The organism is Roseibium sp. RP-7 (genome assembly GCF_053005225.1).
In genome coordinates this window covers 332194-346001 of record NZ_JBRKQA010000002.1, presented here as the reverse complement: position 1 = coordinate 346001, position 13808 = coordinate 332194, and the positions used below count along the sequence as shown (strand labels likewise).

11 protein-coding genes are annotated in these 13808 nt (G+C 61.8%); 7 read left to right on the top strand and 4 right to left on the bottom strand.

All coding sequences use genetic code 11. The features are described from left to right. Positions 1–36: 36 nt before the first annotated feature. Positions 37–1062 (bottom strand): AraC-like transcriptional regulator QhpR, encoded by a 1026-nt coding sequence (qhpR, locus tag ACVDG9_RS16240; protein ID WP_062488315.1) that lies wholly within the window; start codon positions 1060–1062, stop codon positions 37–39. A gap of 242 nt (positions 1063–1304) precedes the next feature. Here qhpR and qhpG point away from each other — a divergent pair, with 242 nt between their 5' ends. The 7 genes from qhpG (at position 1305) to ACVDG9_RS16205 (ending at position 9715) form a co-directional block, all read left to right on the top strand. Beyond that, on the top strand, positions 1305–2651 hold the full coding sequence (gene qhpG / locus ACVDG9_RS16235) for a flavin-dependent monooxygenase QhpG (RefSeq protein ID WP_447238467.1): 1347 nt from the start codon (positions 1305–1307) through the stop codon (positions 2649–2651). Further along, positions 2648–4213 (top strand): quinohemoprotein amine dehydrogenase subunit alpha, encoded by a 1566-nt coding sequence (gene peaA, locus ACVDG9_RS16230; protein ID WP_447238466.1) that lies wholly within the window; start codon positions 2648–2650, stop codon positions 4211–4213. The genes qhpG and peaA overlap by 4 nt, the downstream gene beginning before the upstream one ends. Before the next feature lie 17 nt (positions 4214–4230). Continuing rightward, positions 4231–5667 carry a quinohemoprotein amine dehydrogenase maturation protein gene (gene peaB, locus ACVDG9_RS16225; RefSeq protein WP_209169563.1) on the top strand — a complete coding sequence of 479 codons (1437 nt, stop codon included), beginning with the start codon at positions 4231–4233 and terminating at the stop codon, positions 5665–5667. Next, a complete protein-coding gene (gene qhpC / locus ACVDG9_RS16220; RefSeq protein ID WP_006932572.1) occupies positions 5664–5996 on the top strand; it encodes a quinohemoprotein amine dehydrogenase subunit gamma in 333 nt (110 codons plus the stop codon). Before peaB ends, qhpC begins: the two co-directional genes overlap by 4 nt. 36 nt (positions 5997–6032) lie before the next feature. Next, complete coding sequence (gene peaD / locus ACVDG9_RS16215) at positions 6033–7124, top strand: quinohemoprotein amine dehydrogenase subunit beta (RefSeq protein WP_023000784.1); 1092 nt, start codon at positions 6033–6035, stop codon at positions 7122–7124. Between the two features lie 174 nt (positions 7125–7298). Continuing rightward, positions 7299–9041, top strand: a complete 1743-nt coding sequence (locus ACVDG9_RS16210; protein WP_447238465.1) for an ABC transporter ATP-binding protein — start codon at positions 7299–7301, stop codon at positions 9039–9041. Next, positions 9038–9715, top strand: a complete 678-nt coding sequence (locus ACVDG9_RS16205) for a S8/S53 family peptidase (RefSeq protein ID WP_447238464.1) — start codon at positions 9038–9040, stop codon at positions 9713–9715. Before ACVDG9_RS16210 ends, ACVDG9_RS16205 begins: the two co-directional genes overlap by 4 nt. 210 nt (positions 9716–9925) lie before the next feature. On the opposite strand, the gene ACVDG9_RS16200 is transcribed toward ACVDG9_RS16205, so the two are convergent. From ACVDG9_RS16200 to fdhF, 3 genes are read right to left on the bottom strand one after another with little or no spacing between them, the layout of a single operon-like run. After that, complete coding sequence (locus ACVDG9_RS16200; RefSeq protein WP_062488321.1) at positions 9926–10129, bottom strand: formate dehydrogenase subunit delta; 204 nt, start codon at positions 10127–10129, stop codon at positions 9926–9928. Further along, the gene (gene fdhD, locus ACVDG9_RS16195; RefSeq protein ID WP_447239037.1) at positions 10119–10937 is read right to left on the bottom strand and encodes a formate dehydrogenase accessory sulfurtransferase FdhD; all 819 of its coding nucleotides are present in this window, start codon (positions 10935–10937) and stop codon (positions 10119–10121) included. The genes ACVDG9_RS16200 and fdhD overlap by 11 nt, the downstream gene beginning before the upstream one ends. Positions 10938–10943: 6 nt before the next feature. Continuing rightward, on the bottom strand, positions 10944–13787 hold the full coding sequence (fdhF, locus tag ACVDG9_RS16190) for a formate dehydrogenase subunit alpha (protein WP_447239036.1): 2844 nt from the start codon (positions 13785–13787) through the stop codon (positions 10944–10946). Between the last annotated feature and the right edge of the window lie 21 nt (positions 13788–13808).

Here is a 13808-nt window from a genome sequence, read left to right as displayed (position 1 = left end):
GAGATACGTGTCGTTGGTCTGTCTTTCAGGCGTCAGCTAGCGCGCAGGCGTTCGGCCGTAGCTTTGCCGATACTGCTTCGGTGTCATGCCGGTCTTGCGCTTGAACGCCCGCTCGAAAGCGGTCTGGTCGGAATAGTCCAGTTCGAAAGCGATCTGCGCCAGGGAATGGCTGGTGTCGACAAGGGCATGGCGGGCTATGCGGTAGCGGCAGTCGTCCAGGAGAGTGGAGAAGCGCAAGCCTTCCTCACCCAGATGCCTGTGCAGGCTGCGGCGCGACAGGCCGAGGCGCCGGGCAACGGCTTCCTGGTCGGACGTCCCGGCGCCGAGCCCTTCGTAGATGGCTGTGCGTGTGCGTGCGGTCAAAGACTTGGTGCGGGCCTTGTTGGCAAGTGCCTCGCTCAAGCTGGCAAGGGCGTTGCGATGACCACCGCCACTGTCGCGTGGCATTGAGGCGGACAGGACCTTTTCTGGAAAACTGAGCGCGTTCGTTTCACAGTCGAACAGGCAGAAGCTGCCCGCGGTTTCCGCCCAGATCGACAGCGGGCGCGCCGCAGTGTGTTCGAAGCAGATGAGGTCCGGTTGCCAGTTGGGTCCGGCACCACGCCGGATGAGCTCTGTCAGGACGGAAAGCGTGAATTCCGCATCCTGCCTGCGCGGCCAGATATCCGGATTGAGGATACGGTAGGTGAGAGTGGCAACGCCGTCTTCAACGGTCAGCTGCAGATCCGTCTCGCTCTGGATGAATTTGATGAAGCGTTCGAACGTGCGCAAAGCAGAACCGACGGTGGACGCAGTCAGAAGGGCTTCGCCCAGTTCGCCCAGGTCGTGAAGATTGAGCCTGGGGCCTGATTGCCAGCCGATGCCGGGCTGGCCAAGCATGGCGGCGCCGTGCTCGTAGATCTCGACAAACGCATAAAGCGGGATTTCGAAGTGTGCGTCCTGCCAGGCGTCGACAGGCACGCCGCTCTGGCGTCCCAGAGCTGCCGGCTCCAGCCCCTTGTCGATCAGCATTGACTGCAGACCGCTCAAGGCACCTGCGATGATCGTGGCACCTGTTGGCATGACCCCCGCCTCTCCCGAAAGTCCCGCTTGGCCCACCTGCCGCAGTAAACGGCAAGTGGAAGCTTCAACTACAGCAGAGTTCCGGAGTTGTTGCAATTGACCAGTTCGGGATTTCAATAGGCCAGCAAAGATTGGCCGAAATTGTCGAGAAGTACGAAAAAGCCCTCTCTCTAATGGCAGGTACAGAGAGATCCGGTTCAGCACCTTGAAAACTTGGGCGTCCGGACGAGGGAACAGATTTGGTGACCTGCATCGATGTGGCAGTGGCCGGCGGTGGACCCGCCGGTGCATTCACAGCGCGTGAGCTGGCCTGTGCCGGGCTCAGCGTGCTCCTGATCGACCCGGCAACCTGCCGGCCCAGGCTGGAAGGCCTCGGCGAGCGGGTGGCGCAGCTTCTTATTGCCAAGGGACTTGGCAACACGCTGGGTGCTGCCAGCGACCCCTTACCCCGACACGTGACATGGGCTGGCCTCACCGGAACGGCCAATGGCGAGCGGCTGGTTCGACGTCATGTCTTCGACGAGGCCCTGAGGCGTGCAGCTATTGAGGCAGGCGCACAGACCCGGCAGGCGCGCCTTGGCCGAATCCTGAAATCCGACGAACAGCAGGGCGTCGTGTTGAAGCTTACGACTGGTGAGGAGGTTCGCGCACGCCTGTTGATCGACGCACGCGGACGGCAGACTTCTACCGGCCAGCGCCTCAAGGGACCACAGACCCTGGCAATTGCAGGATTGGCCACGCAAGCTGCAGGTGCCGCCGGTACCCATGTGGAGGCCACCCCTGAAGGCTGGCTCTGGGTGGCGGAAGATCCGGGTTTTGGCCGCTGGCTGCAGATTTCCGTTGGCGCGGATGATCTCGCTGGAGCCGGACAAGCAGCCTTGCGGGACCGAATGGCCCGTTTCCTTTCCCAGGACCAACTTGCTGGCCGGTTCTCTGACCTCGTCTTCCAGGACCCATTGATTGCCCGCTCGGCCGGCCTTGTTCTGGCAGCTCCATGGTTGAAGCTGCCGGTAATCCCTGTTGGCGATGCCGCGGTTGCTATCGATCCCTTGTCCGGTCACGGCCTGTTCTGGGCCCTGTCGTCCGCACTTTCTGCGGTGCCGAGCGTGTTGACCATTCTCGAGAACGTGGAGAAAGGAAGCCGTCTTGCCTCCCGGTTCTACCGGGACCGCGTCGTGGAAACCTTCTGGCGTCAGGCGCGAACAGGGCGCGATTTCTACCGGTTGGAAACAGGCCTTTCCGGCAATCCTTTCTGGGCGGAACGGGTCTCATGGCCGGATGACGAACCGTCCCATCCGACCGTGTTCGAAACCAGCCTGCACAAGCGCGTTGTCGTCGAAAGTAACCGCCTGGTCGAGCGCGAAGTGCTGGTGACGCCGCAGGATCCCGGCGGCGTTGCTTATGTCGCGGGCATTCCGGTGGGCGACCTGAAGCCTTTCTTTCCGTCTTCAGCCTTGGCGCAGCCGCCGCCAGGCGCACCGTCTCCCGCGCTCAAGGCCGCCTTCGGCTGGCTCGAGAGCCGCGGACTACTGCATGGCTCGCTGAGCCGCACAAAACAACAGCAGACCAAAACGAGGGAAACAGCATGATCAAACGAATGCGAAAGGGGCATCTGGCCGGCCTTGCCGGACTCATGCTTCTGATGCCTCTTCCGGCGGGGGCGCAGGACGGTGCCACGCTTCTGGAAGAAAATTGCAGCGGCTGTCACATGGCCGACGACAATGGTGCGCTCAGCCGCATCAGCGGTCAGCGAAAGACGCCGGAAGGCTGGTTGATGACCATCGTGCGCATGCGGCTCTTCCATGGCATGGAAATAGAGCCTGCCGTGCAGAGCGAGCTGGTGCACTACCTATCGGACACGCAAGGTCTTGCCCCCAGCGAGACCGAAGGGCTGCGTTACGTTCTGGAACGTGAACCTGCGCATATGGAAGAGGTCGAGGCCCCGCTCGGCGAAATGTGCTCTCGTTGCCATTCAGCCGCTCGTTTCAAGCTTCAGCGGCGCACCCAGGAGGAATGGGCGCTCCATATCGATTTCCATGTCGGTCAATGGCCAACCCTGGAATATCAGGCGCTCGGGCGTGATCGTGAATGGCTGAAACTGGCTCGCGAGGAAGTGGTGCCGCTATTGGCTGAGCGCTATCCGCTCGAGTCCGACGCCTGGAACACGTGGCTCGAGGCACAGAAGCCTGAGGCCGCTGGAAGTTGGGTGTTCGCAACCAGCCTGCCGGAGAAGGGCGAGGCCTACGGCACGCTTGAGGTTTCCGGTGACAGCCAGCCCTATACGGTTTCCGGTACGCTGATGACCGTCGGCGGCGAGGAGTTGACCCTTGAGGGCAAGCTGAACGTCTATACCGGCTACGAATGGCGCGCCAACCTGGACATCGGCGGAACGAAGTACCGGCAGATCCTGGCGATCTCCGAAGACGGCAGCAGCCTGAGCGGCCGCCAGTTCCTGCATGCCGAAGACAGCCTCGGTGGTGCGTTCAGGGCGGCCAGGGCTGGCGGTGCTCCTGCGATCGTCGGCGTCGTTCCGTCCACGGTTCCGGCCGGCAGCAGCGCTACGGTCCAGATCGTCGGCACAGGGCTTGGCGATGTTGCCCTCAGCGGTGCGCTTGAAGCCACCGGCGGCGCTACCAACGCCTATGGATCCGCAATTGAAGTCTCTCCCGCGGCGGATACCGATGGCCTGATCACCGTTGCGTCCGGAGACGTCACCACGGATGAGACGCTGGCGGTCTATAGCCATGTCGACAGCCTCAAGGTGGAGCCGGCCTTTGCCGTTGCCCGTGTCGGCGGCGGTGGCGGGTCTGCCGGCAAGGTTCCCGCCCGCTTCGATGCGGTCGGTTACTGGAATGGTCCGGACGGTCAGCCGGGGACCGAGGACGATATCCGCATCGGCTCCGTGCCGGCATCCTGGTCGGTTGCGCCTTTCAACGAAGAGGCCGAGCACCTGAAAGATACGGAATATGCAGGCGTGATGGATGAAACGCTCGGCATCTTCATGCCTGGCGTTGCAGGTCCGAATACCGAGCGTCCGTTCTCCACCAACAATGCGGGCAATCTGAAGGTGCTGGCAACCAGCGGCGAGGCGACCGGCGAAGGTCAGCTCATCGTCACGGTGCAGCGCTGGAACGATCCCCCGATCCGCTGAAACAGGAGTTTGTAATCATGGGATATCTCTTTTTTCAGCCGCAGAATGCGCACCGGGTCGAAGTGGACGGACGCCATCTGCTCTTCCACGTGCCGACGACATCTCTGTTCGAGATCGACCGGCTCGACAATGACGTGATCGACCTCTTCAGAGACCGGACCAGGGTTTCCGAAGCCGATGTCCGGGAACGGTTCAGCGGCCGGGTCGATCCGCTCGAGGTGACAGAGCGAATCCGTTCGTTTCTCGATCTCGACATTATCACCGACGGCCGCCCGCCCCGGGCGGAACGGCCGCCTATCCATATCCAGAACTTCCCGCTGACGACGATCGTTCTCAACGTCAACACGGGCTGCAATCTTTCCTGCACCTATTGCTACAAGGAGGATCTGGATACGCCGTCCAAGGGCCGGCGCATGGCGTTCGAGACGGCGAAGCGCTCGATCGAACTATTGCTGGCGGAAAGCCCCGACCGGGACAGCTACAATGTTGTCTTCTTCGGCGGCGAACCGCTCAGCAACCTGGCCCTGATCAAGGAAGTCGTTGCCTATGCGGAAGACCGCTTCGGCAATCTCGGCAAGCGTGTCGACTTTACCCTGACGACAAACGCGACGCTTCTGACCGAGGAAATCGTCGACTGGCTCAATACCCACCGGTTCGGTCTGACCGTTTCGATGGACGGGCCGAAGGCGCTTCACGACAAGAACCGCAAGACCGTAGGCGGCAAGGGCACCTACAACGTCGTTGCCTCCAAGACCAGGATGCTGCTGGAACGCTACACCTCCCGCCCGGTCGGCGGGCGAGTGACGCTGACCCATGGCGTGACTGCCGTCTACGAGATCTGGGATCACCTGAAAAACGAAATCGGCTTTCATGAAGTCGGCTTCTCGCCGGTGACCTCCGGTCCCATCGCGCCGTTCAACCTGACCGGCGACGAGCTTCAGACAGTGTTCGACGAGATGAAACGTCTCGGACGGCACTACCGGGATGAAGCGCTTCTTGGCCGCAACATCGGCTTTTCCAACATGCACCAGCTCATGAACGACCTTTACGAAGGCCGGTCAAAGGCACTGCCTTGCGGGGCAGGGCTCGGCATGCTGGCGGTTGATCACGAGGGCGGTCTCAATCTCTGCCATCGGTTCACCGGGTCCGACATGGAGACCTATGGTACGGTCGACGGCGGCATCGAAAAGCAGAAGCTCGCCCGTTTCATCGAGGACCGGGCGGACCGCACCGACAAGGGCTGCTCCACCTGCCGCATCCGCAACATCTGCGCGGGTGGCTGTTACCACGAGAGTTACGCCCATTTCTCCGATCCGATGAAGCCGACCTACCACTATTGCGACCTCATGCGCGACTGGGTGGATTTCGGCATCGGCGTCTATGGCGAGTTGATCGCCGGCGCTCCGGCCTTCTTTTCGGATCACATCATGCCTCGGAGGGCATTCGGCAAATGAGACACTTGAAACCCCTGAACCAGAAAGCCGACCGCGTCGTCACTGCGGTCGAAACCGACAAGATGGACGAAGTGCGGGCCATGCAGACCGTTGTGGTTGGCTGCACATCGACCCTCGATCCCGGCTGGGAAGTCGACCCGTTCGGCGGTGTCGCCGCCCTGTGCCAACCGATGGAGGCCGATCTTTACGGCTGCTCGGACCCTTGCTGGTGGCCGGCCCAGGTGCCGGACACGATCAATTCCTATCGGGACTGGAACGCCGATGCCGACAATGCCGGCAAGGACTGGCGCTCGCTCGGAACGGTTTTCCCGTCCGACAGCGAAACCTGACCGGCAGACGCCCTTCAAGATATTCGGAGAAACCCGATGCGAAACCTTATTGCTGCGGCAAGCGCAGCCCTGGCCTTGAGCCTTACCGCTCTGCCGGCCCTCGCCAAGGATCTGATTGTCACGGCCGCAAAGCCCGACCGGCTTTACGTGATCGACGCCAAGGCACGGACGATAGAGACCGACTGCAAGCTCGACTTCAACCTGATCCCCGGTGTCATCGTTGTCTCGCCCGACAACAAGATCGCCTATATCCTCGGCAATCGCTGGGAGGATGTTTTCGGTATTGACCTTTCCACCTGCGAGACGGTGTTTTCCGCGCATCAGTCAGAAAGCGACATCCGGCGCAAGTCGATCGCCTCGCTGGCCGTCTCCAAGGATGGCAAGGAGGTCTACACGGTGCGCAATCCGGTTCGGCTGCTTGCAGACCGATACGAGGTTCTTGAACCGGAAATCGCGGTCTATGAGACAGCAGCCGGTCTTGACGCCAAACCGGCCCGTACGTTCCCGAGCCCGCGCCGCATGACGGTGATGGCAACCGGGCGCGACGGCATGCTCTATGCCGCCGGGCACGAGATCTATGCGATTGACCCGAAGACCGGCGAAATCTCCATCAAGATCAAGAATGCCACCTGGGACCGTCCGACCTATTCTCCGCCGGACGTCCTTGCCTTCTGGCCTATCGGTACACAGGCAGACGAGTTCATGCTGCTTTATTCGGCCGCCAAGTTCACCGACGAGTCGATGAGCGAGATTGCCGATTTCGTCTGGGGGTACCAGTCGGTCGATCTGACGACTGGGGAAAGCGATATCCAGGATTTCGCCAGCCTGGAAGTGATCATGTTCTCCGCCGTGCGTGACCCCAACGACAAGAGCAAGCTTTACGGTGTCTACACCCAGCTTTCCAAGCATGATGTCGAGAAGAAAGAGCTGATCAAGCGGGTCGACCTGCCACACACCTATTACTGTGTGAACATCTCGTCCGACGGCAAGGAGATCTATGTCGGCGGCACCAATGACGACATTGGCGTCTATGATGCAGAAACCCTGGAACGTATCGGTGAAATCCTCCTGCCTTCGGGCGGCGACATGGCCGCCGGTACGATGCAGGTGATCAGCACCGGAAGCTAGGAGAGAACCGAACCTGCGAGGATCCCGGTTGTCGTCCCGGTTTGCTGCGTCAGCGGCAAATCGGGACCCGGTATTCCTGGTGGCGACTGAAGTGCTCCCATCTCATTGCCGGTGATTACCGGGTTCCCGATTTCGCGGGGATGACAATGGGGAGGTTGCAAACAAGGAACACGGATGAAACAGGCAGTTTCCTTGAGAGGAGCAGACCGGGCCGGGACCATGTCGACCCGGCCTTCGCTGCTGCGTGGGGTGTTCAACCGGGTCTTCGGCACCCGTGAGGCGGCGTGGCTGGTGCCGCTGGTCGCGCCATACCGCTGGCCGCTGGCAATGCTGTTTCTGTTATCCCTTGTGGCGGCAGGTGCGGCGCTTGTGCCGCCTTACCTGACCAAGCTTGTCATCGACCGGGGCCTGATGGCCGGCGACAAGCACGCGCTTGTGGTTTTTGTGGCCATCCTTTTTGGGGTTGGCCTGGCGGCACTGGCGCTGGGCGCACTGAATTCCTTGCTGCACCTGAGGTTCTCGGCAAGGCTGCTGAAGGACCTGCGCCGTTCGGCCGTCGACAGGATCCTTGCCCAGTCGCCCCGCTGGCAGGCCAAACAATCCATCGGCGAACTCATGAGCCGCCTTGATGGCGATGCCGGGGAAGTACAGCAATTCACGTTTGCCGTGCTGGTGAACGGCGGTGGCAGCCTGTTGAGACTGGTCGGCGGCCTGGTCATGTTGTTTGTGCTGGCGCCCAAGCTGGCTCTTCTTGCACTGGCGCTGGCACCGGTCGAACTGTTGTTTTTCGCCCGTGCACGACCCGTCACCCAGGCGAAGGCAACTGAGGTACGGCAAGCGCGCGGAGTGCTGGCATCTGGGCTTGCGGAGACGATTACCGGGCTTTCCGCACTGCGGGCGCTGAATGCGACCGGAGCTGCGGCAAAACGGATCGAAACACGGCAACAGGGCCTTGTCGCAGCATTGATGTCTGCGCAGATGTGGAACGAAGTAACGCGGGCAGTGCCGATGGTGCTGACGGCGCTCCTGCGTGGTGCGGTTTTTTTGGTTGGCGGGCTCGCGGTGATCGACGGCACCATGCCGCTCGGGTCCCTGATCGCCTTCACTGCCTATCTCGCCTTCCTGATCGGGCCGATGCAGTCGCTCATTTCCCTCTGGCATGGACAGGCGCGCATGAAGGCGGCGCTCGACCGGCTCGACCGGATCATGAGTGCCGTACCGGATGTCCAGGACCCGGTTTCACCTGTGTCACTGACTGCCGGTGGTGGTGAATTGGTGCTGGCAGGTGTTGCCTATGCACCGGATGGCGGCGTGCCGCTGTTTGAGAATGTTAGCCTGACCGTCCCCAAAGGACAGAAAATCCGGCTGAGCGGTCCGTCCGGCATCGGCAAGACGTCGCTTCTGTCGCTGCTTCAACGCCATGACGATCCGCAGGCCGGAACGATCCTTCTGGATGGTACGGACTTACGTCATCTCTCTCTTCAAGATCTCCGCACGGTTGTCGCCCTTGTGCCGCAAAAGGGGCATGTCTTTTCCGGAACGGTGGCGGACAATCTCTGTCTCGGGTCTTCTGAGGCAGCCGAGGAAGACATGCATGTCGTTCTGCAATTCGTGGAGCTGGAGGACCGGTTTTCTGGCAAGGGACTTGAAACGGCTCTTGGTGAGGGAGGGCTTGACCTTTCCGGCGGAGAACGTCAGCGGCTGTGCCTTGCCCGCGCCCTGTTGCAGCCGTTCCAGGTGCTGATCCTGGATGAAAGCCTTTCGGAGGTTGATGCGGACCGGGTGTCACGGATCATGACCCGGATTGACACCCGATTTGGTGATCGTACCCGCCTTGTCGTCACGCATGGGGATGCGGAACGGTATGGGACCTTTGACAGTGAGCTGGTGCTACAAGCAAGAGAGGTCGGGGTTTGATCAGGGTCGGGCTGATAGACGGCGCCTTGCCGGGGGACTGGCCGGGCCTGGTGGGACAGGAATGGTTCTGCAGGCCGGATGCCGCTGAACTTGCCTCAGGGCATGCGGAGGCGATGGCGCAGACCGTGTGCACTCATGCGGCAGATGTTTTGCTTCTCAACGCCGTTGTGTTTCCGGGGCAGCTTTCGACCACGCTTGACGCCATCTGCGCTGCCTTGAGCTGGTTGGCTGAGGATCCACCCGACATTGTCCTGTGTGCCTTCGGCATGGCGCGATCTTCCATCGAGATGTCGGTGGCAGTGGCTCGGCTACAGCAGGCGGGCAGTCTGATTGTCGGTTCTGCTCCGGCGCGCGGTGGGAACGCCTATCCGGCTGCGTATGACGGCGTTCTGTCCGTTCAGGGCGATGCCCGCTGTGGCCCTGCGGAGCTGTCAAAGTTGGATCTGCCGCAGGCCACCTTCGGTGCCTGTCCAATGGCTGCCGGGCGCGAGGATATTCGCGGCGCCAGCGCGGCGGCAGCGCATCTCGCCGGACTGCTGGCGAGATCGGTTCAGGGGTCTGAAACGAATGCCCTGGTCGGGCTGGAGACCTTTGTCCGATACCGGGGGCGGGAACGGCGCGGGGATGGGACGCTTGCGGCCAGCGGAGCGGCCGGGGTATCTGCCGGCGGGTAGTCTTATTTGAAAAGAGGCCGGAGTTTGTGGCCCATCCTTCGAGACAGCGCTTCCTCAGGATGAGGTTGTATTTGTTGCGAGGCCGAAATCTCTCTTTCGACCTCATCCTGAGGAGGACCATCAGGGCCGTCTCGAAGGATGGGCCGCAGATTCGCAGCGGCAGAATTTCCAAATTTCAGTATCGTGGCATTGAAGAGGGAAACCCTCCCGTCAGAGCCTGCGCACGCTTTCCAGGACGACGGCGTCGAGACCGGCACCGCCGGCTTCCACATGGGCTCTCAACTGGTCGCGCATGCGCGGCTCCCAGAAGTCCTTCAGATGGTTCGCGACCTTCTCCGCCTGGTCAACGCCTGGCTGGGTCTTGAAGAAGGTGGCGATCTGGTTGGCCATATAGACCATCTTTTCAGGCGACATCTGCAACTCCGGATAAGACGCGCTCTGGATGCGCGTAAAGATCAAAGCCGCCGTCCCTTGAAAATGCGGCGACCGTTATGCCGGCCTCGTCGGCGAGGCGGAGTGCGGTCGACGTCGGGGCCGAGGCGGCAATCAGGGCCGGGCAACCGGCAAAGGCGCATTTCTGCACCAGTTCCACCGACAGCCTGCTGGTGAGGACGAAAGCGCCGGTTGCAGGGTCGGTCCCGGCTTGGGCAAGGGCGCCGATCAGCTTGTCGAGCGCATTGTGGCGGCCAACATCCTCGCGCGCCACGACCACGCCCTTGCCCGGTTGGAGGAAACCGGCGGCGTGGGTGGCGCGCGTTTGGTCCCGAAGCGGCTGCAGCCGGCTGAGCGCATCGGTCGCTCTGGCCACATCCAGGCGGGACAGGACTGTTGTTGCGTCGACCTTCGGCAAAGGTCGCAGGGCCTGATCCAGACTTTCGATGCCACACAAGCCGCAACCAACCGGACCGGCCATGGCACGGCGGCGGGCAAGAAGCCGTTTCGAGCGGTCTGCGCGTAACCAAAGTCGAGCCTCTATGCCGCGGTCATGAGAGACCTCCTCGAAGGCTTCGATTTCGGTGATCGAGCTGATGATGCCTTCGCTTAGGGCGAAGCCGACGGCAAAGTCGGCAACATCGCCAGGCGTTGCCATCATCACCGCCTGCGTGGTGCCATCAAAGACGAGCGCAACAGGGCTTTCCTCCGGCAGGCTTCTCGCGACCGCCACCTGGCCGTCCGCGTGGACGGCACGGCCGGGCATGGAGCGGGAGAGCGGGCGATCCATCACCAGTTACTCCGCAGCCGGCAGGATCCGCCGGGACATAGCTGCCTGGGCGGCATAGTCTTCCTGCCAGTTGGTCGGTCCGTTGGACAGGCTGACCTGAACCGCCGTCACCTTGTATTCCGGACAATTTGTGGCCCAGTCGGAGAAGTCGGTCGTGATGACATTCGCCTGGGTGTCCGGATGGTGGAAGGTGGTGTAGACGACGCCGGGGCTGACCCTGTCGGTGAGATGGGCCCGCAAGGTGGTTTCTCCGGAACGCGATGCCAGCTTCACCCAGTCGCCTTCCTTCAGTCCGCGGTTTTCAGCGTCATGCGGGTGGATTTCCAGAAGATCCTGATCGTGCCAGATAACGTTGTCGGTTCGCCGGGTCTGGGCACCGACATTGTACTGGGACAGGATACGGCCGGTGGTCAGAAGCAGCGGGAAGCGCGGCCCGGATTTCTCGTCCGTCGCCACATACTCGGTGACAATGAACCGGCCCTTGCCGCGCACGAAACCATCGACATGCATGAGCGGCGTGCCATCCGGCGAAGATTCGTTGCAGGGCCATTGAACCGACCCTTTTTCCTCCAGCAGATCGTAGGTGACGCCGGCGAAGGAGGGCGTGGTTGCAGCGATTTCAGCCATGATTTCGGACGGATGGCTATAGGTCCATCCGGCACCCATGGCGTTGGCGAGCATCTGGGTGATCTCCCAGTCGGAATAGCCGTTGCGCGGCGCCATCACCTTGCGCACGCGGTTGATGCGGCGTTCGGCGTTGGTAAAGGTACCGTCCTTTTCCAGGAACGTGGAACCGGGAAGGAAGACATGGGCGTAGTTGGCGGTCTCGTTCAGGAAGAGGTCGTGAACAATGACGCATTCCATGGCTGCAAGGCCGGCCGCCACATGCTTGGTGTCGGGGTCCGACTGGAGAATGTCCTCGCCCTGGCAATAGAGCCCCTTGAAACTGCCATCGACAGCGGCATCCAGCATGTTGGGGATGCGCAAGCCCGGCTCGGCATCGATCTCTACGCCCCAGATGTCCTGGAAGATCGCGCGGACGTCCTCGTTCTTCACATGGCGGTAGCCCGGAAGTTCATGCGGGAAGGAGCCCATGTCGCAGGAGCCCTGGACGTTGTTCTGGCCGCGCAACGGGTTCACGCCAACACCCTTTCGCCCGACATTGCCCGTGAGCATTGCAAGGTTGGCGATGCCCATGACCGTGGTCGAGCCCTGGCTGTGTTCCGTCACGCCGAGGCCGTAGTAGATCGCGCCATTGCCGCCGGTCGCGAACAAGCGGGCCGCCTTGCGCAGTTCTTCCGCCGGAACGCCGGTCAGGCCTTCGCTGGTTTCCGGGCTGTGGCGCGGATCGCGAACGAAGTCGGCATAGGTCAGGAACTCGTCCCAGTCGCAACGATCGCGAATATAGTCTTCGTCGAAAAGACCTTCGGTAACGATGACATGGGCGAGGGCGGTTACCACGGCAACGTTTGTGCCGGGGCGCAGCTGCAGATGGTGGGACGCCTCAATGTGGGCCGTTTTCACCAGATTGATGCGGCGCGGGTCGATAACGATCAGCTTGGCACCGGCGCGCAGACGCTTCTTCAGGCGGGAGGCAAAGACCGGGTGACCGTCGGTCGGGTTGGCGCCAATCACGATGACGACATCGGTATGTTCGACGGAATCGAAATCCTGCGTCCCTGCAGAGGTCCCAAAGGTCTGACCGAGGCCGTAGCCGGTCGGCGAGTGGCAGACACGGGCACAGGTGTCGGTGTTGTTGTTGCCGAAGACCGCCCGGGTCAGCTTCTGCACCAGGAAGGTTTCCTCGTTGGTGCAGCGGCTGGAGGTGATCACGCCGATGGACTTGCGGCCGTGCTTTTCCTGCAGGCCGCGCAGGCGGTTGGCGGCGAAGCTGAGGGCTTCGTCCCAGGAAACTTCCTGCCAGGGTTGATCGATGCTGTCGCGGATCATCGGGTTGAGGATCCGGTCCTTGTGGGTCGCATAGCCATAGGCGAAGCGGCCCTTGACGCAGGAATGGCCGCGATTGGCCTTGCCGTGCTTGTAAGGCACCATGCGCACCAGTTCGTCACCGTTGAGTTCAGCCTTGAACGAGCAGCCGACGCCGCAATAGGCGCAGGTGGTGACGACGGAACGTTCCGGCGTTCCCAGTTCGATGACGGATTTTTCCTGAAGCGTGCCGGTTGGGCAGGCCTGCACGCAGGCGCCACAGGACACGCAGTCGGAAGACAGGAAATCGTCGAACGCTGCCCCCGGCGAAACACGGCTTTCAAAACCACGGCCTTCGATGGTCAGGGCAAATGTGCCCTGAACCTCTTCACAGGCCCGCACACAACGCGAGCAGACGATGCACTTGGCCGGGTCATAAGCGAAATAGGGGTTGGACACGTCCTTCGGGATATACTCCGGGTTCGGCCCAACAGAGGTACGCTGTTCGAAGTGGTTGCGGCCCGGCTCGTAACGGACATCACGCAGGCCGACCATGCCGGCCATGTCCTGCAGCTCGCAATCGCCATTGGCAGCGCAAGTCAGGCAGTCCAGCGGATGGTCGGAGATGTAGAGTTCCATCACGCCCTTGCGGATCTGCTTGACCCTGGAGGACTGGGTGTGAACGACCATGCCCGGCGCAACCGGTGTGGTGCAGGAGGCGGGTGTGCCGCGCCGGCCCTCGATTTCGACCACGCAGAGGCGGCAGGAACCGAAGGCGTCAATGCTGTCCGTGGCGCAAAGCTTGGGAACCTGAAGACCGATTTCAGAGGCCGCGCGCATCACCGAGGTGCCTTCCGGCACCGTGACCTCGAAGCCATCGATGGTCAGTGTGACCGGAGCGCCTTCCTTTGCCGGAGTGCCCATGTCGCGATCGTCATGGATGTT

Excerpts from the sequence above, each read along its gene's own strand:
- qhpR (WP_062488315.1), bottom strand. The coding sequence starts at position 1,062 with ATGCCAACAGGTGCCACGATCATCGCAGGTGCCTTGAGCGGTCTGCAG.
- peaA (WP_447238466.1), top strand. The coding sequence starts at position 2,648 with ATGATCAAACGAATGCGAAAGGGGCATCTGGCCGGCCTTGCCGGACTC.
- peaB (WP_209169563.1), top strand. The coding sequence starts at position 4,231 with ATGGGATATCTCTTTTTTCAGCCGCAGAATGCGCACCGGGTCGAAGTG.
- qhpC (WP_006932572.1), top strand. The coding sequence starts at position 5,664 with ATGAGACACTTGAAACCCCTGAACCAGAAAGCCGACCGCGTCGTCACT.
- peaD (WP_023000784.1), top strand. The coding sequence starts at position 6,033 with ATGCGAAACCTTATTGCTGCGGCAAGCGCAGCCCTGGCCTTGAGCCTT.
- ACVDG9_RS16210 (WP_447238465.1), top strand. The coding sequence starts at position 7,299 with ATGAAACAGGCAGTTTCCTTGAGAGGAGCAGACCGGGCCGGGACCATG.
- ACVDG9_RS16200 (WP_062488321.1), bottom strand. The coding sequence starts at position 10,129 with ATGTCGCCTGAAAAGATGGTCTATATGGCCAACCAGATCGCCACCTTC.
- fdhD (WP_447239037.1), bottom strand. The coding sequence starts at position 10,937 with ATGGATCGCCCGCTCTCCCGCTCCATGCCCGGCCGTGCCGTCCACGCG.
- fdhF (WP_447239036.1), bottom strand. The coding sequence starts at position 13,787 with ATGGGCACTCCGGCAAAGGAAGGCGCTCCGGTCACACTGACCATCGAT.